Source organism: Dyella sp. (assembly GCF_035486915.1).
In the GTDB taxonomy this organism is placed as follows: domain Bacteria; phylum Pseudomonadota; class Gammaproteobacteria; order Xanthomonadales; family Rhodanobacteraceae; genus Dyella_B.
This window is the reverse complement of the sequence record NZ_DATHMR010000180.1, coordinates 1-21,139: the sequence shown is the minus strand read 5'-3', so window position 1 is coordinate 21,139 and position 21,139 is coordinate 1. Positions and strand designations below refer to the sequence as shown.

General features: G+C 58.2%; 21 protein-coding genes. 13 read left to right on the top strand and 8 right to left on the bottom strand.

Translation table 11 applies throughout. The annotated features are described in order from the left end of the window. Both VK725_RS14900 and VK725_RS14895 read right to left on the bottom strand, forming a co-directional pair. On the bottom strand, nt 1–563 hold a 563-nt coding region (locus VK725_RS14900; RefSeq protein WP_325318844.1), incomplete at its 3' end, for a carbohydrate-binding protein. Nucleotides 564–871: 308 nt separating this feature from the next. After that, on the bottom strand, nt 872–2,203 hold the full coding sequence (locus VK725_RS14895) for a carbohydrate-binding protein (RefSeq protein WP_325318843.1): 1,332 nt from the start codon (nt 2,201–2,203) through the stop codon (nt 872–874). A 672-nt stretch (nt 2,204–2,875) separates the two neighbouring features. Here VK725_RS14895 and VK725_RS14890 point away from each other — a divergent pair. From VK725_RS14890 to VK725_RS14875, 4 genes are all read left to right on the top strand, one after another. Then, entirely contained in the window at nt 2,876–3,373 is a 498-nt protein-coding gene (locus VK725_RS14890; protein WP_325318842.1) for a VOC family protein, read from the top strand. Nucleotides 3,374–3,531: 158 nt separating this feature from the next. Then, the gene (locus VK725_RS14885) at nt 3,532–4,767 is read left to right on the top strand and encodes an MFS transporter (protein WP_325318841.1); all 1,236 of its coding nucleotides are present in this window, start codon (nt 3,532–3,534) and stop codon (nt 4,765–4,767) included. A gap of 143 nt (nt 4,768–4,910) precedes the next feature. Next, nucleotides 4,911–6,578, top strand: a complete 1,668-nt coding sequence (locus tag VK725_RS14880) for a methyl-accepting chemotaxis protein (RefSeq protein ID WP_325318840.1) — start codon at nt 4,911–4,913, stop codon at nt 6,576–6,578. An 8-nt stretch (nt 6,579–6,586) separates the two neighbouring features. Continuing rightward, on the top strand, nt 6,587–8,392 hold the full coding sequence (locus tag VK725_RS14875; RefSeq protein WP_325318839.1) for a GGDEF domain-containing protein: 1,806 nt from the start codon (nt 6,587–6,589) through the stop codon (nt 8,390–8,392). 7 nt (nt 8,393–8,399) lie between these two features. Here VK725_RS14875 and VK725_RS14870 read toward each other — a convergent pair whose 3' ends face one another. Then, complete coding sequence (locus VK725_RS14870; RefSeq protein ID WP_325318838.1) at nt 8,400–8,774, bottom strand: hypothetical protein; 375 nt, start codon at nt 8,772–8,774, stop codon at nt 8,400–8,402. Nucleotides 8,775–9,010: 236 nt separating this feature from the next. Then, a complete protein-coding gene (locus VK725_RS14865) occupies nt 9,011–9,394 on the bottom strand; it encodes a hypothetical protein (RefSeq protein ID WP_325318837.1) in 384 nt (127 codons plus the stop codon). Nucleotides 9,395–9,570: 176 nt separating this feature from the next. Here VK725_RS14865 and VK725_RS14860 point away from each other — a divergent pair, with 176 nt between their 5' ends. Both VK725_RS14860 and VK725_RS14855 read left to right on the top strand, forming a co-directional pair. Next, complete coding sequence (locus VK725_RS14860) at nt 9,571–10,113, top strand: DinB family protein (protein ID WP_325318836.1); 543 nt, start codon at nt 9,571–9,573, stop codon at nt 10,111–10,113. A 246-nt stretch (nt 10,114–10,359) separates the two neighbouring features. After that, on the top strand, nt 10,360–11,031 hold the full coding sequence (locus tag VK725_RS14855) for a restriction endonuclease (protein ID WP_325318835.1): 672 nt from the start codon (nt 10,360–10,362) through the stop codon (nt 11,029–11,031). Between the two features lie 182 nt (nt 11,032–11,213). On the opposite strand, the gene VK725_RS14850 is transcribed toward VK725_RS14855, so the two are convergent. Next, nucleotides 11,214–12,482, bottom strand: a complete 1,269-nt coding sequence (locus VK725_RS14850) for an MFS transporter (RefSeq protein ID WP_414648515.1) — start codon at nt 12,480–12,482, stop codon at nt 11,214–11,216. Between the two features lie 173 nt (nt 12,483–12,655). On the opposite strand from VK725_RS14850, the gene VK725_RS14845 reads away from it, so the two are divergent. Further along, on the top strand, nt 12,656–13,117 hold the full coding sequence (locus VK725_RS14845; RefSeq protein ID WP_325318833.1) for an SRPBCC family protein: 462 nt from the start codon (nt 12,656–12,658) through the stop codon (nt 13,115–13,117). Next, nucleotides 13,101–13,445: a metalloregulator ArsR/SmtB family transcription factor gene (locus VK725_RS14840; protein ID WP_325318832.1), complete on the top strand. Its 345-nt coding sequence runs from the start codon at nt 13,101–13,103 to the stop codon at nt 13,443–13,445. The genes VK725_RS14845 and VK725_RS14840 overlap by 17 nt, the downstream gene beginning before the upstream one ends. Nucleotides 13,446–13,457: 12 nt before the next feature. On the opposite strand, the gene VK725_RS14835 is transcribed toward VK725_RS14840, so the two are convergent. Continuing rightward, the gene (locus VK725_RS14835) at nt 13,458–14,168 is read right to left on the bottom strand and encodes a transposase (RefSeq protein ID WP_325318831.1); all 711 of its coding nucleotides are present in this window, start codon (nt 14,166–14,168) and stop codon (nt 13,458–13,460) included. A gap of 930 nt (nt 14,169–15,098) precedes the next feature. Here VK725_RS14835 and VK725_RS14830 point away from each other — a divergent pair. Continuing rightward, entirely contained in the window at nt 15,099–16,202 is a 1,104-nt protein-coding gene (locus VK725_RS14830) for a calcium:proton antiporter (RefSeq protein WP_325318830.1), read from the top strand. Nucleotides 16,203–16,299: 97 nt separating this feature from the next. Here VK725_RS14830 and VK725_RS14825 read toward each other — a convergent pair whose 3' ends face one another. Then, the gene (locus tag VK725_RS14825; RefSeq protein ID WP_325318829.1) at nt 16,300–16,785 is read right to left on the bottom strand and encodes a DUF3455 domain-containing protein; all 486 of its coding nucleotides are present in this window, start codon (nt 16,783–16,785) and stop codon (nt 16,300–16,302) included. Between the two features lie 95 nt (nt 16,786–16,880). Beyond that, on the bottom strand, nt 16,881–17,924 hold the full coding sequence (locus VK725_RS14820; RefSeq protein WP_325318828.1) for a hypothetical protein: 1,044 nt from the start codon (nt 17,922–17,924) through the stop codon (nt 16,881–16,883). A gap of 623 nt (nt 17,925–18,547) precedes the next feature. Between VK725_RS14820 and VK725_RS14815 the strand changes: the two genes are divergently transcribed. From VK725_RS14815 to VK725_RS14800, 4 genes are all read left to right on the top strand, one after another. Further along, nucleotides 18,548–18,901, top strand: a complete 354-nt coding sequence (locus VK725_RS14815) for a hypothetical protein (protein ID WP_325318827.1) — start codon at nt 18,548–18,550, stop codon at nt 18,899–18,901. Between the two features lie 58 nt (nt 18,902–18,959). Further along, on the top strand, nt 18,960–19,505 hold the full coding sequence (locus VK725_RS14810; protein ID WP_325318826.1) for a Spy/CpxP family protein refolding chaperone: 546 nt from the start codon (nt 18,960–18,962) through the stop codon (nt 19,503–19,505). Nucleotides 19,506–19,714: 209 nt separating this feature from the next. Next, a complete protein-coding gene (locus VK725_RS14805) occupies nt 19,715–20,566 on the top strand; it encodes an alpha/beta hydrolase (RefSeq protein WP_325318825.1) in 852 nt (283 codons plus the stop codon). Nucleotides 20,567–20,686: 120 nt separating this feature from the next. Next, nucleotides 20,687–21,139 (top strand): 2OG-Fe dioxygenase family protein (locus tag VK725_RS14800; RefSeq protein WP_325318824.1); only part of this gene is annotated, 453 nt, incomplete at its 3' end.

The following is a 21,139-nucleotide window of genomic DNA, read 5'->3' as shown; positions in this document are numbered from 1 at the left end:
GGAGTCGGAGTCGGCGTGGGGGTTGGCGTCGGCGAGCCGCTGCACGTGCCGACTTCGGTCCATGGTTCACCCGTGCCGGAACCGCCATTGTTGGTCGCTGGATTGTTGCCTTGCGTCCACCAGTTTGCTTTGTAGTTGATACCGTTTTCGCTTACGAGTGCACCACCGTTGTAAGCGGTCGAAGCATTCCACGCCGGATCACACGAGCCAGAGGGCGTTGGGGTTGGAGCAGGTGTTGGCGTTGGAGTAGGAGTAGGCGTTGGAGTGGGTGCCGGAGTCGGCGTCGGGGTGGGTGAGCCGCCGCTACACGAACCTTCCGACGTCCACGGTTCACCCGTGCCCGATCCGCCATTGTTGGTCGCAGGGTTGTTGCCTTGCGTCCACCAGTTCGCGACGTAATTGACGCCGCTCTCGCTGACTACATTGCCTTGCGTATAGGCCGTGCTCGCATTCCACGCGGCTGCGCAAGTCGTCTGCGCGTGCACCGCTTGGACGGGTGCAACCGTAAGCAACGTCGTGGAGAGCGCCGCGCACACTGCGGTACTCAACGAGCTCAATGTCAAGGTGGACCACTTTGTTGATCGCTTCACTTGCATAGGACTGTCTCCAAGGTTGGGTTAAACCGCAACAGATGAATTACATCGGCGATGTCACAGCTGCATTCCGGACAGCCGTGAGGGGACAGTCGCCCTTACGCATCCGTGCACCGTACTGCGTGTGATGGGTTTTGCTTGCAATGGATGGGCGGCATCTTTGTGTGCTTGTGACGACACCGGCACCTAGGAACCGGCATCTGTCTGTGACTCTTAGATCTGGTTGCTGCGGCTCAGGCATTCGCCCTGAGCCGCAGCAGCTCTCCCCTGCCCCTGAATTACTTGCCGAGGTCCTTCAGGAACTCGTTGGTGTATTGCAACGACGTCGACGTTGGAATCGAGTTACATGTCGACGAGGCCGAACCGGAAGCGCATGGCGTATCGCGATCCAGCGACCAGAAATGCAACCCGGCCAAACCGTTGGCAGTCGCATAATTGGTAATGGTGTCCACATCCGCGATGGTGGTGATTTCACCTTGCGAATCGTTCTGACCGATCATCGGCGTCAGTTCGATATGGCTGGCCGGGATGCCGTAGGTGTGTTCCAAATTTTCCACAGCCTGAATCGCCGACTGACCCATCTCGCATGCACCGCTCACCACCACACAGTTGGCGGCGCTGGTGCCGCCGTAGTCCATCGTCATCAGATTGACGGTGTAATTCTTGAGCGCCGGGCTAGATGCTTGAATCGCTTGAACGACTTCTGCGCCGAGCGAATTGACGCCGCCGTAGCTACCGTCCGACGCGGCGAGTGTGGCTATCGTGAACGAGAAACGCAGATTCGGATATTGCGATTGCGCTGCCGCTGCATCGGCCACGAGTTGCTGCAGATCCGCCTGCGTCTGACCACCTTCGATGTCGAAATCTACGCCAACCATGTGCGGCGTGTAATAGCTGGCGATGAAGCTTTCGAATGCCGATGGCGACGAACACGTGAACACGCCAGCCTGACCGCCCGTCGACACAACGTAGTTCAATCCGGCATTGGAAAGCGCACTGATGTTGCCGGAGATGAACTGGGATGACGTTACGCCACCCCAGCTTTCGCCGCCGCATTCGCCGGTGGCAAACGCGAGCGTAATAGCGCCGAGGTTCGGTTCAGCCGTCGAATAGAAACTGCCGCTGCCCACGAGCGGGAGCGTGGTACCGGTCACGGCCGTCTGCATGACGTTCGTGTTCCAGTTGAGATTGATCGTGATGTCCTTGTAGGGACTGAACACAAATCCACTCGGCGCAGGTGTTGGTGTTGGCGTCGGAGTGGGTGTCGGCGTAGGCGTAGGTGTTGGGGTGGGAGTAGGAGTAGGAGTCGGCGTGGGAGTCGGTGTTGGCGTTGGCGAGCTGCCACATGCGCCTTGCGACGTCCACGGCTCACCGCTACCAGAACCACCATTGTTGGTGGCCGGATCATTTCCCTGCGTCCACCAGTTCGCTTTGTAATTAATGCCGTTCTCGCTGGCAACATTCCCGGCCGTATAAATCGCCGTCGAACTCCATGCCGCAGCACAGGTTGTTTGCGCGTGCACAGATTGTACCGGCGCAACTGTCAGCAACGTTGTGGCAACTGCCGCACCGACTGCGGTGCTCAACGTGCTCAGTGTCAAAGTGGACAATTTCGTGGATCTTTTTAATTGCATGGTTCTGTCTCCAGGAATGAGTTCAAGCGCAACGGGTGAGCTACATAGGCGACTTCACGACCGCGTTCCGATCAGTCATGTGGGGACATTCGCCATCACGCATCCATGCACGTTCCAACGTGTAATGAACTAGCAACAACTAAAAAGTGCGGCGAGTATCTGCCTCTTCTGACAACGTTGTCTAGCCCATTTGGCCGCTATGCCCCCGCTGGAACGTGATTCATTTGGCAAAGAATCAAAAGGCATTTTTTTGCGATCGACTTTCACAAATCGTGCACACGCGAAGATCGCAAAAACCCATAAAAAAGCCTATTTTTTGCGCTGCGACGCAACAAGCACTATGTGGAGATTGTGTGTAGGCCAAGTACACATCGAATCGTCATATGGACGTCTGTTCGAACAACTATGTGATGGCGTTCACACCTTTGTATGCGCCAAGGCCGCCCCACCTGACGCAAGCCCGGCGTTAGACATCGATGACAACGATGGCCATCGTCGACGGGGAAGACAAATCACTCCAGGCCACTCTGCATCGATGCGGTTTTATGATTTCGCCGTGCCGGTTGGCCGCATGAGATGTGTCGAGTTCACGCGTCCGCGTTCGTCGCATGGATAAGTCATCCGCTCCACACGGTCAGGAGATCCATCGTGAACACACGCTTCAAGCGCATCACACCCTTCCTATGGTTCGACGATCAAGCTGAAGAAGCAGCTAACTATTACGTCTCGATCTTCGACAATTCCCGCATCGTCACCGTCAATCGTTACGGGAAGGAAGGCGCGAAGACAACCGGCAAACCCGAAGGGTCGGTCATGACCGTGGCATTTGAGCTGGACGGTGAACAATTCGGCGCGATCAATGGCGGCCCGCTGTTCACTTTCAACCCGGCGCTATCGCTGGTGGTCCATTGCAGGAATCAACATGAGGTCGATCATTTCTGGAACCATCTTTCGAAAGATGGCGATCCTTCTGCACAGGCATGTGGCTGGTTGAAAGATCGCTACGGGCTATCGTGGCAAATCGTGCCGACGCAGTTGATCGAATTGCTAAGCCACCCCGATCCGGCCAAAGCCGGCAAGGTCATGCAGGCCATGCTCGGCATGAAGAAGATCGATATCGCTGCATTGGAGAACGCCGCGGCATAAGTCTTCTGTGCACGCCTTTCTGACGAGGCGTACATGCCTCTCGTGTTCGCGCGAGACGTCATGACATCCTGGAATGACGCGACGCAGCATGTTCGCGTATAATGATCCTCGCCGGTCACCCCGAACCGGTGCAGTTTGTCTGGTCGTGCCCAATTCCCATGGCTGATGCCTCTCATGTCGTCGCGACGTCCAACAGTCGCAGTTCCGGTGTGCTGATCTCCATCCTCAGCACGGTCGCTTTCACGTTTATCGCCTACCTCACTATCGGCTTGTCGCTGGCGGTGCTGCCCGGTTTCGTGCATTCCAATCTTGGCTATGGCGCGATGCTCGCCGGACTGGCCATCAGCATGCAGTACGTGGCGACGTTACTCAGCCGCCCACACGCTGGCCGCATGGCGGATGCAAAAGGCCCCAAACGGACGGTGATGGCCGGATTGGCTATGTGCGCCGTCAGTGGCGCATTGCTTGCGCTCGGTGCGCTGTGCAGTCGCTGGCCCGGCCTAAGTCTCGGCCTGATTTTTATTGCGCGACTGGCACTGGGTTGCGCGGAGAGCTGCGTCGGTACCGGTGCCATTGCCTGGGGTATGGGACAGGTCGGGCACCAGCACACGGCACGTGTGATCTCTTGGAATGGCGTGGCCACATACGGCGCGCTCGCGGCGGGCGCGCCACTGGGCGTGGTGATTCAGCAGCACTTCGGTTTTGCCGCTATCGGTATCGTTTCGCTGCTGTTGCCACTCGCTGCGCTGCCACTCGCACGATTGAAGCGCGCCACCACCGTCGAGCACGGCGAACGTTCGCCCTTCCGCACGGTCGCAACACGCGTCGTGCCTTACGGTATCGGGCTCGCTCTTGGATCCATCGGGTTCGGCTGCATCGCTACGTTCATCACGCTCTTCTATGCATCGCATGGCTGGGACAATGCAGCCCTCACGCTCACCGTATTCGGCGGTGTCTTCGTCGGTGTACGTTTTGTGCTTGCGCGCACGATCAATCGGTTCGGCGGTTATCGCGTCGCGATGGCATCGCTGACGGTCGAAGCGATCGGTCTCATCACGCTCTGCCTCGCAAGCCATGCATGGATCGCCATCACCGGTGCCGCCATCGCAGGTCTTGGCTTTTCGCTCGTCTTTCCCGCGCTGGGTGTCGAAGCCGTGCATCGTGTACCGCCGAATAGTCGCGGATCGGCGCTCGGCGTGTATTCCGTCTTCATGGACGTCGCTATGGCGGTCACAGGTCCGCTCGGCGGATGGATTGCCAGCGGCATGGGCTACAACGCGATTTATGGATTCGCCGCTGTCGCGGCCATGCTATCGATCGTGCTCACGCTCGTGCTGCACGCACAAGCTGCACGCGACGTGCCCTCCCTCGTCGCAGCACGCGCTGACTCGTAACGCGCATAACGTTGAATGCGTATCGCGATAAAACCGTAACGTCTTCGTCAACCGCCTGAAATAAAAGATTTTATTTTTGCATCGCGCTCAAGTCGACGTCATCGTTGCCGACTAGGAGGCATCCCCTCCCCCGTTGGTGCGTCATGGCTCGTCTGACTTGCGGTTTGTTCCAAATCACCCTCCGCAGAATTCTGCTACTCCGTCTGGCCGGTATCCTTGTTCTGTTGATTGCCATCGGAACGTTGTGCGCAATGGCGTTGATGCACGCGGACATCCGCATCCAGTCGGTGGTAGACGATACCCTCGCGCCCATTTCGGATGTTGGCCGCATCCAAAGCGACTTCAATAGCGACTATCAGGTGCTCTCTCATGCCGTGTTGATGCGGTTGCCGTCGGCTGTCGATGAGGCCGCCACGGCTATCAAGAGCAATCGCGTCGACATCGATCGCTATTGGAAGCCGCTTGTGCAAAGCGGACTGGGCACGCAGCAGAAACAGCTGCTCACCATTGCCGCCGATCACCGCAAAGACGCCGAACAGGCCATGGACGACACACTCACGCTGCTGCAGGCCGGACAATTCGACGTGGCGCAATTGAAGCTTGCCACCGATGTACAACCGGATCTCGTCCCGCTGCAGAGTGATGTCAACAATCTCTTCGAAAATGCGCTCAAGGCAGGCGACGCGCAAGCGCTCACGCAACATACGGCTAATCGCAGGGATGTGATGATGCTGCTCGCCGTCTTCGCGAGCGCACTGTTATTGGCGTGTTTGACCGACGGCATTCTGATTCGTGCACTCGGCGCACGCCTGCGTCTGGCATCGAGCGTAGCGCAACGCATTGCCCGCGGCGAACTGGGACAATCCATCGATGTCGGCCGAGCCGATGAAATCGGCGATCTATTGCGCGCCCTGGCCGTGATGGATGCACAGCTTGCCGATGTCGTGCGGAAAGTTCGCACTGGGGCAGCCAGCGTACGCGATGGGGCCCATGCACTCGCCCAAAGCACGCATGCGCTTAGTCAGCGTACGCAAGCCCAAGCGGCGAGCCTCGAAGAGAGTTCCGCATCGATGGAGGAAATGGCAGCAAGCGTCGCCGAAGCCTCCATGATGGCCCAACAGGCTGATCGCGTTGCCACCAGCTCGCGTCAGCTGGCCGAACAAGGCAAGCAGATTGTGGAGCAAACCGTCACGGCCATGGATGCCATCGACCAGTCCGGTCAGCGCATCGCCGAGTATGCCGGCCTGATCAACGATGTTGCCTTTCAGACCAACCTGCTGGCACTCAACGCCGCCGTCGAAGCAGCACGCGCCGGCGAGCACGGCCGCGGATTCGCCGTGGTCGCCGCCGAGGTGCGTCAGTTGGCGCAGCGTTGCGCCGCTGCTGCACGCGATGTTCGTCAGTCCATTGAAGAAAGCAATGCCGCTGTTGTGGATGGCCGCACCTTTGCGAAACGCTCAGGCGAAGCGCTGGTCGGGATTGTCTCCAGTGCGGTGCAAGTTTCCGAGAAAGTCGCAGGCATGGCGTTGTCGGGCCGCGAACAGAAAGCAGGTATCGAACAGGTCAATCTCGCGGTGGCGGGCATGGATACCATGACGCAGGAAAACGCCACCCTCGTGGAACGCACAGCCATGATGAGCCATGCCATGCGCGGCAGTGCCGAGGAACTCCTTCAGCAGATGGATTTCTTCCACATCGACGAAACGGTCACCGACGCAGACCCATCTACTCACGGAACCGACGCAAACGCGTTGGTGCGTCAAGTGATGACTCGGCGCGCCGCACCAGTGGCCTTTGACGAAGCTGCCTGACCTGACTCATGGCTTTTATTCGCGACTCCGTCCGCTTATCCAGTCTGCTCGATCGCGCGCAGAGTGGTTTGCATGCGGTGTTCCAGCCCATTGTTCGACTCGACAAGATGGAAATCGTCGCGCACGAAGGACTGGTACGCTCTCCGCCGGAACTCGGCGGTATCAGCACACCGGAATTGCTGAACATCGCGCGCGTCGAGGGCCGTCTGGGTGAATTCGAACTAGCCGCCGCACGTACCGTATGCAGCGCTTTCATGGCCCAGCAGGCGCCCGGGCGTTTGCTGGTCAACCTGAGCGCACAGGCGTTCATGCACGAGTCGATCAACCCCGATGACCTGATCGCTGCACTGGGTACCGGCGGGATGGATCTCAGCCGCATCACCATCGAACTGACCGAACGCGACATTGTCGACGAACCTGCGCGTCTGGCCGACGCACTGGGTTACCTTCGCGCGCATGGTGTTCGCTTCGCGCTGGACGACTTCGGTAACGGCCACTCCAATTTCGAGATGTGGAACGAAATTCATCCCGAAGTCGTCAAGATCGATCGCTATCTGATTCACGGATTGGCCAAGAGCGCCGAACGCCTAGCCATCGTGCGCGCACTGTGTCAGGTCGCCGAAACACTGGGCGCGGATCTGGTCGGCGAAGGCGTTGAAGACGCCGATGATTTGCGCATGCTGCGAGAACTCGGCATTCCGTATGCGCAAGGATTTCTGCTCGGTCGTCCTGCATTGAACATATGCGAAAGCATCAGCGATGCAGCGCTCGATGCACTCAACCATCATACGGTCTCGGTGCCGCCGCGCTTGCGCGGCCCAGTCACGCAACGGCCGATGCACCTGGGTCATCTTGTCATCGATGCCCCATCCCTGACTGCGCAGCACAGCAATAGCGATGTCATAGCCTTGTTTTCCCGGTTTCCGGAGCTACACGCGCTGGCTGTCGTGGAAGCGGATCGCCCGATCGGCATTATCAATCGGCGTATTTTCAGCGAGCGCATGGCGCAACCGTACACGCGCGAACTCTATGGTCGCAAAAGCTGCACGGCATTCATGCACGAAGCGCCGCTGACGTGCGATGTGTGGGAATCGCTGGAAAACATGGCCGATATTCTGCGCGGTCAGGATCAGCGTTATTTGAGCGATGGCTTCGTCATCACACGCGAAGGATTTTATCTGGGGCTGGGCACGGGCGAGTCGCTGGTACGTCGTGTCACGGAGCTGCGCATCGAAGCCGCGCGCTATGCCAATCCGCTTACTTTTCTGCCGGGCAATATTCCTGTCACCGAACACGTGGCGCGACTGCTTCGTGCCGAGTTGCCGTTCACGGTGGCCTACGTAGATCTCAATCACTTCAAGCCGTTCAACGACCAATACGGTTATTTTCGCGGCGATGAAATGATCCGCCTGCTGGCAGGCATTCTTACCGCTCACGTAAATCCGCGTTCGGACTTCGTCGGCCACATCGGCGGCGACGATTTTCTGCTCGTGCTGCAAAGTGACGATTGGGAAGCGCGCTGCAAGGAGATGGTGGCCTTGTTCAATCAGGGTGCACGAAGTCTGTTTGCGCCCGAAGATATCGCTCGGCAAGGCATCGTCGGAGAAGATCGGCACGGGAACACGCAGTTCTTTCCGCTCACTACGGTCGCCATCGGCGCCGTGCGCGTGCTGCCCCCGTTTCCCGGGCGCCCGGAAACGCTGGCAACGCTGGCCGCACGCGCCAAGCGCCACGCCAAACGCGCGCAAGTCGGCTTTTATTTGCTATCGGGCGATGTGCCCTGGCCGAATCAGGCGGATGCGGCACCGGCCTGAGCAATGCTCAACACAGGTGCAACCAATGCACGTGAACCCCGTGTGCACGGTCTTCTTCCCGGCTACCCTCACGACCCTCCACGACGACACCCCACGTAGTTCGCAGAACGCCCGCATTGGAACGATCCAGGCGCACGTGCTCGCCTTTCCGGATGGAGAACAGCGTCTCCAGCACCACAACCTGTTCACCTTCCCAGACCAGGAAAGCGGACTGACCCGATTGGTCACCAAGGCCGACGAAAATCCGAACTTCTTGTGCTGAAAATGCGCCACGATTGTCCAGCCGCCAGCTCTCGGTTTTTTGCAGCAGCGATTGCAGGTGTGGATCGTTCCAGTCCACCTGCTGCTTCGACAGCTTCGAGCTAGGTTTGTAATGAGTCATTTTGGGCTCGGTCCACTCAAATCCACACGCGGCACTTCTTGGGCACATTCACCACCTGCGATTCGCACTGACCTTTACGGTGCGGATCTTTGCAAGCTCAGTAATCAGCTTGCAATGTTCGTGCCCATGATCCGAAAACGCTAAAAGCAGGCTGAATCTGGATGGTTTACGCGCTTACGTGTGTTATCGACCAGACTGAAATTTTCTTTAAGCCCCGACAGCTACGGTTGTGCAATTCACGATTTTTGCGGATTGACCCGCAACCAGTAGAGGCGAATACCCCGCTGGACGTCATCCTCGCGAAAGCCTTCGCGGCCCTCGATCACCACGCCAAAAAGGGTGCGGACGTTACCGCCCATCTGCCGTTCGACGCGCACGTGTTCGCCCTGTCCGAGCGGAAAATCTCCCGCGATAACGGCCGATTGACCGCGCTCCCAGACCAATGTCGCGGGCCGGCCCGCCGCAGAGCTCCAGCCAACAAAGACCTCGACGTTCTGGGGCGCATAACCGCCGCGGTTGTCCAGTTGCCAGCCTTCGCTTCGATTCAGCAGCGAGGCCAGCTCAGGATCGCTCCAGTTGACCGGAATGTGAGAGACATGGGTAGGCGACCTATGATTCATGGCAGCACTCCGGTAAGTGGGGGCGGCTAAACCGGATGACTCGGCGTAGGTACGATGATTGTGCCGCTGTCGCGTGAAAAGTCCGTCGACACGCACATGACCTCTTGCCGTTGCCGGACTGCCGGGCGTGCGCCAACATGTTTCGTCTCGAAAAACGCGCGCGCCCCGGAGTATCCATGTCGCTGAAATGCCACTTCGAACTGATGGCCACGTACAACCGCTGGATGAACGCCAAAGTCTACGACGCGGCATCGAAGCTCGATAAAGAAACGCTGCACGCGGACAAGGGGGCGTTTTTCGGCTCGGTGTTCAGCACGCTCAATCATTTGATGGTGGCCGATACGATTTGGCTGAAACGCTTTGCCGATCACCCTGCACATTTCGCAGCGCTCGAACCTGCGCACGAGCTGCCCATGCCTCATGCACTGAACCAGCCACTGCACTGCGAACTGCCGTCTTTGCACAAGGCCAGGGAGGGCATGGACGAGATGATCGTCAAATTTGTCGGCGAAACGACCGAGAGCGACTTCGAACAACCGTTGTCCTACAAGAACACCAAAGGCGAGCCTTACGTTCGTCAGTTCGGCCCCTTGCTGCAGCACTTCTTCAATCACCAGACACACCACCGCGGGCAGATCACCACCTTGCTGACCCAGTCCGGCGTCGATGTCGGCGTAACGGATCTGGCTGCGCTGGTTCCGGAATGGCAGCAGCCATAAACTCGGCCCCGTATAGGGGCATTCCCACGTGCCGGGCATCCCAATGCCCGGCTTTTTATCCTCCTGCTCCCTGCGATCTGTAACAAAGCATCGCCGCAGCGCACAAAACATCCCCCGCAGAACACCCTGCGATCGCGTCAAATCGGCGCTGCGGCCGTATGCCGCAGTGCACGCTGATCTCCCCAATCGTCCGCGCTAAGGTCAACAGACGTTTCAGTAAGCAACGTTCACAGCTCGGGGGAGTTGATGGCGAAGCACGGAACACAACGCATCGAACGATTTGTATCGGTGCACTGGCCAGCCGGCATTCTGCTCGGCGCGAGTGCATGCGTCGGTGTGCGCTACGGCATGGGGGAACACGGCGCCGTGCAACTCACGATCGTCGTGCTTTTGATGAGCGCATGCTGGTTCGGCGCCTTTCTTTGCTGTCTGGGCTATCGCCAACGCACGCGTCGCCTGGTCATTCGCGACGAAGTGGATGAGCTGCGCACCATGCACTGGCGCGAATTCGAGAACCGTATCGCCCAGGCCTTTCGCTATCGCGGTTATACGGTGGAACACGCTGGGTGTTCGGATATCGACGGCGGCCTCGACCTGATCGTCCACAAACATGGATTGACCACGCTGGTTCAATGCAGGCATTGGCATAGTCGCAACGTCGAAGTGAAGGACGTGCGCGAAATGTACAGCCTGATGAAACACCATCACGCTTCTGCCGTGAAGATTGTTGCGTGCGGGGATTACACGCCCGACGCTTGGAAGTTCGTCGTCGGCAAACCTTTCGAACTGATTTATGGCGAAACCCTGCTTGCGATGCTAGGCGATGCAAAGATGACGTTGGACAGCAGTGTCGTGCCTTTCCGTGCCCCCGCGTCGCCGCCTCCGATGCATCATCGCGCGCGAACCGCTGCGCATTGACGCTGCGAGAAACGAAAAAGCCGCGCTAGAGCGCGGCTTTTTTTATTGCCTGTAACGGAACCCAGTTAACGCACTGCAAATATTGCGTCTGAAGTTTGGCCCACGTGCCGTGCGTGTCGAATTTCGGCACCCACGCATTGGGCTCGAGACGGAGGGTCAGGCAAGCATGGAATAACGCGGGACTACATCTCGGGCTCCGGCTTGAACAATAGCGCGAGCATGGTCAGCACGGCCGCAGCGGAGAGGTAATAGCCAACGTAGGCCAAGCCATATGTCTTCGCCAGCCACGTCGCCAGATAGGGTGCAAGCGATGCGCCGAGAATACCCGCAAAGTTGAATGCCAGTGACGACCCCGTATAGCGCACCGCCGTTGGAAAGATTTGCGCCAGCACCGTCCCCAACGGCCCATACGTAATGCCGACTACGCACATCCCCACGATCATGAACGCCATGCCGTTGCGCATGAACAGTGGTGCATAAGCCAGACCAAAGACGAAGATAAGTGCGGTAGCAAGGATCATGGCGAAGCGGCCGCCGCGCTTGTCTGCCAGCCATGCCGAAAGCGGAATGGTCAGCGCGAAGAAAACGACGCCTACCATCTGCACAATCAGAAAATCTTCGCGTGAATAAGCCAACTTCGATGTTGCCCAGCTCAGCGCAAACACCGTCATCAGGTAAAAAATCACGAACGTGGCCAATGTCGCAAAAGTCCCGGAGATCAGCGCACGCGTGTGGTGCGCAAAGACACTGAGCATCGGCACCTTCACACGCTCATGCTTGGCCATCGCACGCGCGAAATCGGGCGTTTCGGTAAGCCGCAAGCGCATCCACAAGCCAACAATCACCAGCACCGAACTTGCAATAAACGGCACGCGCCAGCCCCAGGCGAAAAACGCGACATCCCCCATGCTTTGCGTCAACCAAAGAAACACGCCCGTGGCAATGAAAAACCCGATAGGTGCGCCAAGCTGAGGAAACATGCCATATAAGCCGCGTTTTCCCGGTGGGGCGTTTTCAATCGCGAGCAATACGGCACCGCCCCATTCACCACCCAGGCCAAGGCCCTGCCCGAGGCGGCACAAGGCCAGCAGCAGGGGCGCCATCAAGCCAATGTGCGCATACGTGGGAAGCAGACCAATCATGACCGTGGAAATTCCCATGGTCAGCAACGCCGCCACCAGTGTTGCCTTGCGTCCGATCCGGTCGCCAAAGTGTCCAAACAAGGCCGAACCGATGGGACGGGCGACAAACGCCAGCGCAAAGGTCGCGAACGATTGCAACGTCGCCGAAGCCGCGTCCCCCGCCGGAAAGAACAATTTTGGGAATACCAACACGGCGGCGGTGGCATAGATGTAGAAATCGAAGAATTCGATAGTCGTGCCAATCAGACTGGCGAACAGTACCCGGCCAGTTGAATTGGCCGGTTTGGAGATAGCGTCGAGCATGTCCAGATATCCCAGCAGGCAATGGATCGATTTTGCCAGACGTCATGGCACTTCGGCGCAGGTAGAGACACAACAAATGTGCAAAGACTACGTAAACTCGGCCGGTGCCGTCGGCATCATGCAACCATATAGTTGCATTTATCCCACGAGCGATCTAATATGCAACCAGGAGGTTGCCCATGAGCACATCGACAGATCGCATCGAACGGCAGATCCTTATCAAGGCGCCACGTTCAAAAGTGTGGCGTGCCATCAGCCATGCCGAATCGTTCGGTGACTGGTTTATGGTCTCACTGAAAGGCAAACGTTTCGTGCCCGGTGAAGCCATTGAGGGACAGATCACTCATCCGGGCTACGAGCACGTCACGTGGCGCATCGTGGTCGACCGTATCGAGCCGGAATATCTTTTCTCGTTCCGTTGGCATCCGTACGCCATTGACCCGAACGTGGACTATTCGCACGAGCCGACCACGCTGGTGGTCTTCGAGTTGGAAGAAACGCGCGGCGGCACCCTGCTCCGCCTTACCGAATCGGGCTTTGACAAGATTCCGGCTTCTCGCCGCGGCGAAGCATTTCGCATGAACAGCAACGGTTGGGACAGCCAGATGGTCAATATCGAAAACTATGTCGCTTCGCACTAGCTCCCACGTCAAGGCGTTGCGAAAAGCCGCGCCGGTTTTCGCGGCACTCGGCGATGAAACGCGCATGCGGCTGATCGCCGTATTGTGCGCGGGGAGCGCCTTGTCCATCGCGCAACTCACGGATGGCACGGATATCTCCCGTCAAGCCGTGACGAAACATCTGCAGGTGCTCGCTGAAGCGGGTCTGGTTCGCGATATCAAACAGGGGCGTGAGCGGCTTTGGGCATTCGAGCCCTCGCGACTGGATGAAGCAAGACGTTCGCTCGAGATGGTTGCGCAACAGTGGGATCAGGCACTGATGCGATTGAAGCGCACGGTGGAATCGTAACTCCTTGTTCGGCTAGCGTTCCGACGCAGGCATATCGGGGCCGCGACGCGGACGATGTGGCGGGCGCGCCTTCGCATATCGCCCCAGCCGTGCTTCCACCTGCATTTGAAAAGCAGGAGAGCCGAGCACCCGCTGTTGCTGGACGTAGGTGCGAATTTCTTCGAGATTTTCCCGACTGATGTCGTTTGCAAACAACTGTCTGTATGCCTGCAAACGCTCCTCTTCATCCCAATCCAACGCAAGATACTGAGCATGCGGCTCGATCAGCGAATCGATATCGCCCAGCGCATTGCAGCGGTAGCTGGACCACGGATAGGCCGATGGCTCCCCTCCCAAGCCTGCCCGAACGGGATTGAGTTCGATGTAGCGGTAGCACACCAAAAGATAGTGCTCCGCATCGACGAGGCACGATTTGTAACGCCCTTCCCACAAAGTCCCGGCCCGGCGGTATGTCATGTTGACGTAATTGACGTAATTTCGACCGATGGATTGCATCATTCCGGCCAGCGCGCCAAGACGCGAAGGCGTCACGAGCAAGTGCACATGATTGGGCATCAGCACATAAGCGTGCACGGCGCATTGCCATCGCTGACTCGCGTGAAGGAGCTGCGTGAGATAGTACTGATAATCGTCGGGCGAAAAGAAACATGCATCGCCGCCACGGCCGCGCTGCAACACATGTTGCGGCACGCCTGCGATATCAAACCGTGGCAATCGTGGCATCGAGCACACTCCACGCAGCGATATGACGTTCGATTGAAAGTGATGACTACTTAAAGCAAACCCTGTTCACGCCTTACTTGTCGCGTGGTTGATCAAGACCGGGATATGCGAAAGCAAAGGCCGCCTCTGCACACGACACAGGCAATCGAAGCAGCTGATACGTCGTTCGTCGCTACCCGCACACGGGATACTTTGGATAGCACCTGCACACTGTCCCCTAGTGTGCGGTGGCCGAAGGCCTACCGGCCTTCACAGGCTATACCGCGCACTCGTGCAAAGAGTGTGACGAGAGAACGTTTTCAGATCAGGAAATGACTGCATGTGTGCAAGAGGACGCACTTGCCTCCAGCAAACCCTTAAAACCGAGTGCCGAAATAACGGGGACAGGTTGGTCCGTCGTGGAATCCAACCACTCAACGAACGGACGTCCATCGAATCGATAGCCAGCGTGATGGCAGGAATCTTGCTCGTCATGATGGTGAAGCCGAGCGCAACATCGCGCGCATGATCGAGCGCGGACGCAGTGCAGGCAACGTTATGGATAAGCGCCAAATGTCTCGCACTTAGTCAGGTTTAAAAATGTCTCGACTACACCTTCGTGCCACATATTTCTGAATGCCACAAAAGAGAAAAATCACGAACAACTTGTTGCTATTGCCAGACGACACACCCCTTCTTTATCGACGCAGCGCATGCCCCACCGACATGAGTCTCTGGCATCGCTTCAATATTGCGATGAGGCAACCTGCAGGCACACGGAAACCTCGGCCCGCTACCACCTCGCAAAGCACCGGCGATGGCGTTTTTGTCCAAAAGCACGTCGGCGCACATGGATGCACTCCCCGCCTCGGCACCTAAACGCTTACTATCCCCATCAGGCTCGTGAACGACGGGCAGATTGCGACAAGTCGAGGACACATGCGGACGATCATGACAACAGCACGCCCGGTCTTTGGCTGGTTGAGCGTCGCGCTTTTCCTGATCTTCGGGTCAGGATGGATGACCCAGCTTGACAACCACATGTTCGCTCTTGGGTTATTCATCTGGCTTTTCGTCGCCATCATCTGGGTGGCATTTGGTGTCGTGCATGAAGCCGAAACATTGGCAGAGATGCTCGGCGAGCCGTTGGGTACCTTGGTGTTGACGCTTTCCATCGTCATCATCGAAGTCGCGCTTATCTCAGCCGTCATGCTCAGCTCGCCTGGCAGTTCCACTCTCGCGCGCGACACGATGTATGCCGTGCTGATGATCGTGCTCAATGGCGTCGTTGGCGTGGGTCTGCTAATGGGCGGCATTCGCCATTACGAGCAGGCTTTTAACTTGAAAGGTGCGTCAGCTTACCTCTCGGTGATTGTCCCACTGACAATCCTTGCGCTGGTATTGCCGGATTTCACCACATCCACGCCGGACGGCTCGCTGGCGCGGCCACAGGCCATCATGTTCTCCGTTCTCACAATTGGTCTGTACGGAGTTTTCATCTGGCTGCAGACCGGCCGGCATCGTGGCTTCTTCGTTGCACCCGATGCACAACCGATCGATCCACGCGAGGTCGCGCATCAACGGCCGCATAAAGTCGACAAGAAGTCGCTGTTTGTGCACTTCATCCTGTTGCTGATCAACATTCTTCCCATTGTCATCCTGTCCAAGAGCCTGGCTAAGATTCTGGAGTACGGTATCGCCGTGACAGGTGCGCCGGTGGCGTTGGGAGGCATCATCATTGCGATGCTGGTGTTCGCGCCCGAAGGCATCTCGGCGTTGATTGCCATTCGCGCCGATCGACTCACGCGAGCGATCAATCTTTGTCTCGGGGCCGTCGCCTCGACGCTTGGTCTGACGATTCCCGCTGTGCTCGCCATCAGCCTTTACACCGGGCATCCGGTCTTGCTTGGCCTGCCTGCGTCGGGGATCGTGATGGCCGTTGCGACACTTGTCCTGAGCGCGATGACCTTCTCGAACACCCGCACAACGATGCTCGAAGGCGCTGTGCACCTTTCGATGTTCATTGTGTTTCTCGTGCTTGTCTTCAGTCCCTAGACACGGATCGTCACGGACCGCTAGCGAATAAGCGCACGTCAATCGAGCATGTCTGAACCTTCTGTCCGATCAAAAGCAAACGATCAAACCGCTTTGCTCAACCCCGGAAGAAGGTATAAGTAGCGCTGTAAGGAACGCGAACTTCCGCGCCTGTATGGCTTGCATCACAGCCGCTAGCGGGTGCTACACCGCCCTGTGTGCGCGTGCGAACAATGTACTGGACATTGGCCATGATACCGTCGCCGGTATGGGATTTCGCGTGCAGCACGAGCCACGCAATGGCACCTGCAGCGGGTGAAGGTGAAACGTTCAACGGCTCGCCGACCACCGTGCTGCCATCGGTTGCCTGCCAGCTCGGTCCGGCGAAATGTTTGCCAATTACATTACCCTTCGCATCGCTCAGGCTCGCGTCGGGTGCTTTCAGAGTCCATGCGTAAGCACCGTTAGATGCCTTGCAGGTGTAAATCTGCACGCCCTTGCCGAGGGCTTCGATCGCCGGCTGCTTCGCGGGGGCCGTCTGAGCCTGGACCCATCCGCTACCCGTCATCAGCGCGATAGCGCAACACATCAACGACTTCTGCACAGCACGTCTCCTTATCCGATTCGAGGGACCATCACCTGCATCGACAGGTGACGGTATCTTATCGGCGATTGATGAAACATTTGTGCTGTGCGGGCTTACTTTTGATCGACGGGGGCCGCCTGGTCGGATTGGCCGTATTTCGCCGCCAACCAGTCGAAAAGCGTCGCGTGCCACAGGCTGGCTGCGCCGATCTGGCAATGTTCACCACCGCCCAATTCGCGATCGAAGACCTTCGTGGTGACACTGCGCGCATGCGTCAGGCTCTTTTGAAATGCATCGACCTGATCGAAGGGCACGAAGTGATCGTCAGCGCCGGCGAGAATGAGTACATCGCCGGTGATGCGCGATGCCACCGGCGCCAGCGTGTATGGCTTGAAAGCGTCCAAGACTGCAAACGGGTTGTTCACACCGAACACCCACATACCGTTCTGTACCGACCATGTCGAACCCGGATCTTTCGGCCCATGCTCGGCAAGGAAACCTAGCACACCGTCGTAGTGGTGATCCCTCAACCAGAACACAAAAGACGGCACGTTGCGTGTCGCAATCGCATAGCCGTCGTAGAACTGATCGTAGGCGACCACACCGTTGATACGCGAATCGAATGCGACCGCGCGTGGTGCAAGATAGCCGCCCAGACATTCGCCGATCGGCACGATCTTTTGAGAAACCGGATGTTTCGCGAGAAAGGTATCAAGCACCGCACTGGTGGGTTTTTCCCATTTGGGTGTGAATGTCAGGCCTTGTTCGCGTAAGACGGCCCCCTGCCCTGGCCCTTCATACGTCAGCACCGAATAACCGCGCTGATGCACTGCGGCGACAACGTGAAAATAGAGTTCTTCCATGGTGCCGTCATAGCCGCCAACCACGACAAGCAGCGGCTTGTTCTCCGCACCGGCAGGGCCGGGATAGTAAACAGCGTTCAGATGATGATTGCCGTACGGAACCGGGATGCGTTCATCGTTGACGCCAAGAACATCGAGCCCCTTGTAAAAGGCATCGATGTTTTTCTTCCATACCGAGGCACGTCTTGGATCGTTCGGCGCAAGAAAGAACTCTGCCAAACGGTAATAGTTGTGCGCGCGTGACAACGCATCGCCCTTGGAGATGGCATCGTTCGTGTTACTCGCCAGCGCCATCGCGCGATCGCCTGCCGCACTCCACGCGGTATACCAATCGTCCGCATTGCCCGTCCTGATCTGCCCGACGGCTTGCGTGACATCCGCCGAGTCGCCACCAGCGATGGCAATATCGTTGAGAACACGAATGGCCTCGAAGTTATATGTCTGGTCCGCGAAGTAGCGCGGATTGCCGCGGTCATCCGGTTTGGCCAGGACCTGTCACACCATGGCCGCCGCTGCGAGCAGCAGCACGCCAATAATGAATCGCTTCAGCATGATTGCACCTATTTAGGTTAAACCCCTGCGGCCCGAACAAGCGACCCACCTCGCACCTGGCTATTGTGGGATTTGCCAATCTGGCGCCCAGTGACAGGTGTCTAACGCTTCCTGTGCATTCTTCAGGTTGAAGGCGACGCGTCAGCCATAGGCTAGGCGCCTGAATGAACCGAACCCCACGCGGCAGATCGGTTTGAATAATCCTACACATGATTTGGCATAGACTCGGGGGCACGGCGAATGGTGATGATGAGCCAGGCGTTGTACTCATCGCTCGATATCGCCCCGAGCACTTCCATCTTCGCAAGCACTCGATGCTGGCCGAATGCATGCGACAAACGCTGCACACTGAGGAGGGTAAGTTGATGACTCGCGCCTCTCGCATTCCGTTACACCGAAAGTTGACGTTCGTGGCGCTCGCCGTCACAGCGGTGACGTCCTCGTTTTCCGTCGACGCCCAATACCATCGTCCGCCGCCGGGCTACCATCGTCCACCGCCGCCCCGCTATTACGGCCCACGACGCAGAGGGGGAGATGGTGGCGGTGCACTGATTGCCGGCGCCCTGCTGGGTGTCGTGGCCGGCGCTGCCATTGCCAATTCCTCCAATGCGGCGGCCGCCGCGCCTCCGCCGGGCGTGGTGTATTCGTCACCGCCGCCGCCTCCTCCGCCGGGCGTGGTCTATTACGACAACGGTGCTCCGCCTCCTCCCGGGTATTGAAGCCAACACGCGCTTTGAAGCCGTCTTCGATCCGCACTCATGAATTGGAGTTCACACCATGAAAAACCCCATTCGTAAGGCTGCCGTACCCGCGTTGATCTCGCTCGCCATGCTCAGTGGTGCGGCGTGGGGGCAAACTGCGCCGGTGTCTGCATCCTCGACATCCGCCATGTCTTCCTCGTCTACCGCCGCCAAATCGCATGCACAGCGGCGCATGGACAACGTGGAACAGCAGATCACCACGATGCACTCGCAACTGAACATCACCGATGCGCAGTCCAAACAGTGGGATGCCTATGCGCAAACCATGCGCGGCAACGCACAAAAGACGTCGGACGCGATGCGCGATCGCGGACAGAAGATGGCGACGATGAACGCCGACGACATCATGAAGTCCTACGCGGAGCTCGCGCAGATGCATGCCGATCAGATGCAGAAGCTGTCGTCGGCCTGGAGCGATCTCTACGCCGTGTTGACGCCCGACCAGAAGCAGACCGCCGATACGCTGTTCCATAACCGTCCGTTGCGGCCGCGCCCGGGCATGCACAAGCACACCACCAAACCGGCAAGTGCGTCGTCTGCCGCGTCCTCCTCGGGGACCTGACGAAGCGACCATCCTACGAAAGTAAGTAATAAGTAATTAGAGGCCAGCGCCCGCCCGAGACACATCGGGCATGTCGCTGGCCTCTTTGCCGTCTATTTGTTGCAAAATGGGGACAGCGCGCAGGGAAACGGGACTGAAGCCCCGTTTATGAGAGATCGGCACCGTGCACAATGCACACGCAGATCCAGAGCCGACGACGGGAGGTAACGATGGCAACCGAGGGCAATGTCGTACTTGCCGATGGCAGGGTCATGACTTACGCCGAATACGGTTCGCCAGACGGTCGCCCGGTCCTCTACTTCCACGGCTCGCCATCATCGCGGCTGGAGCCGCTGCTGATCGGCGACGAGGTTTTCGCGCAGCACGGACTGCGCATCATTGCGCCTGACCGGCCCGGCATGGGCCGATCGAGTTTTCAGCCGCATCGAGGCTTTTCCAACTGGCCCGTGGATGTGCTGGCACTCGCGAATGTTCTGAAGCTGGATACATTCTCCCTGCTGGGATTTTCCGGTGGCGGCGCTTACGTCGCTTCCTGCGCGAGCCAGATTCCTCAACGGTTGCGTGGTGCCGTGATCGTCTCCGGCGCATGGCGCATGGATGATCACCCCTCTCTGGCCACCCTTCCCGCCATGAATCGCCTGGCGTGGTTTCTGGCCACGCGGTCACCGATGTTGCTAGGCGTGATGCTCCAGAGCCTGGCGAAGGGGGCGGGGAAAGATATCGCGCAGCTCAAGCGGTATTTACCGCAGCCGGACTACGACACATTCGAAGTGGCGGGGCGCTACGAAGTCTATGGTTACACCTTGCGCGAAGCACTGCGCCAAGGCAAAAAAGGCGCCGTGTGGGACATGCGCATGTATGCGCAACCGCTCGATATTCGCCTGCAGGATATCCACACGCCGCTACATGTTTTTCATGGCGCGAAGGACGCCAACGTTCCACTTGCTCTCGTGCAAGACACCCTGGCGAAATTGCCTACTGCTACGCTCGTTACCTATCCGCACGACGCGCATATTTCGACGCTGTGCAATCACTTCGACGAGATTGCACAGTTGCTTTAGCGCCGCCTGCTTACTGGACCAATTTTTTGATCCACCCACGCAGTGCACGTGCGCAAGGTCGTCCGCGTGGCGTCCTTTTCCTTACGAACGAATGCCCCCGATAGCTCGTATAATTGAGCGATGCAAAAGCACGCCGAATCGCTGGTTTCCCCCTTGTTCAATGCCACGCAGCGCCAGGGCTTCTGCTTCGTGACGGCCCAAACCATGCAGCCGCTGCTTGAATCGGCCGGAGCGCTGTCAGACTGGCAGGTGTTCGCCGATAGCTGGAATCAGCTCGGACCCGATTCTTATCTTGCGGCGAAGGGGCGATTTCGCCGTCGACGCCACGCGACATTCACGGCAAGCGCACATGGCCTCGTACAACTGGAACCGCACCAACCGCACTACCAGTCATTGCAGTACAACGCTCTGCAAGGCGATATCCAGCGGTGGTTCGAACCTGTCGAACCCACTATTGCCAACGGCGCCAGCCTGCGGGCGATTCTTGCGTTTTGCAACCGCTTCTTCAGTTCACTAGCACCCGATACGTTGAACTGGCATGTGGAAGTTCATCAATTCCGCATCGAAGCAAGC

Excerpts from the sequence above, each read along its gene's own strand:
- VK725_RS14885 (WP_325318841.1), top strand. The coding sequence starts at position 3,532 with ATGGCTGATGCCTCTCATGTCGTCGCGACGTCCAACAGTCGCAGTTCC.
- VK725_RS14880 (WP_325318840.1), top strand. The coding sequence starts at position 4,911 with ATGGCTCGTCTGACTTGCGGTTTGTTCCAAATCACCCTCCGCAGAATT.
- VK725_RS14875 (WP_325318839.1), top strand. The coding sequence starts at position 6,587 with ATGGCTTTTATTCGCGACTCCGTCCGCTTATCCAGTCTGCTCGATCGC.
- VK725_RS14870 (WP_325318838.1), bottom strand. The coding sequence starts at position 8,774 with ATGACTCATTACAAACCTAGCTCGAAGCTGTCGAAGCAGCAGGTGGAC.
- VK725_RS14865 (WP_325318837.1), bottom strand. The coding sequence starts at position 9,394 with ATGAATCATAGGTCGCCTACCCATGTCTCTCACATTCCGGTCAACTGG.
- VK725_RS14860 (WP_325318836.1), top strand. The coding sequence starts at position 9,571 with ATGTCGCTGAAATGCCACTTCGAACTGATGGCCACGTACAACCGCTGG.
- VK725_RS14855 (WP_325318835.1), top strand. The coding sequence starts at position 10,360 with ATGGCGAAGCACGGAACACAACGCATCGAACGATTTGTATCGGTGCAC.
- VK725_RS14845 (WP_325318833.1), top strand. The coding sequence starts at position 12,656 with ATGAGCACATCGACAGATCGCATCGAACGGCAGATCCTTATCAAGGCG.
- VK725_RS14840 (WP_325318832.1), top strand. The coding sequence starts at position 13,101 with ATGTCGCTTCGCACTAGCTCCCACGTCAAGGCGTTGCGAAAAGCCGCG.
- VK725_RS14835 (WP_325318831.1), bottom strand. The coding sequence starts at position 14,168 with ATGCCACGATTGCCACGGTTTGATATCGCAGGCGTGCCGCAACATGTG.
- VK725_RS14830 (WP_325318830.1), top strand. The coding sequence starts at position 15,099 with ATGACAACAGCACGCCCGGTCTTTGGCTGGTTGAGCGTCGCGCTTTTC.
- VK725_RS14820 (WP_325318828.1), bottom strand. The coding sequence starts at position 17,924 with ATGGCGCTGGCGAGTAACACGAACGATGCCATCTCCAAGGGCGATGCG.
- VK725_RS14815 (WP_325318827.1), top strand. The coding sequence starts at position 18,548 with ATGACTCGCGCCTCTCGCATTCCGTTACACCGAAAGTTGACGTTCGTG.
- VK725_RS14810 (WP_325318826.1), top strand. The coding sequence starts at position 18,960 with ATGAAAAACCCCATTCGTAAGGCTGCCGTACCCGCGTTGATCTCGCTC.
- VK725_RS14805 (WP_325318825.1), top strand. The coding sequence starts at position 19,715 with ATGGCAACCGAGGGCAATGTCGTACTTGCCGATGGCAGGGTCATGACT.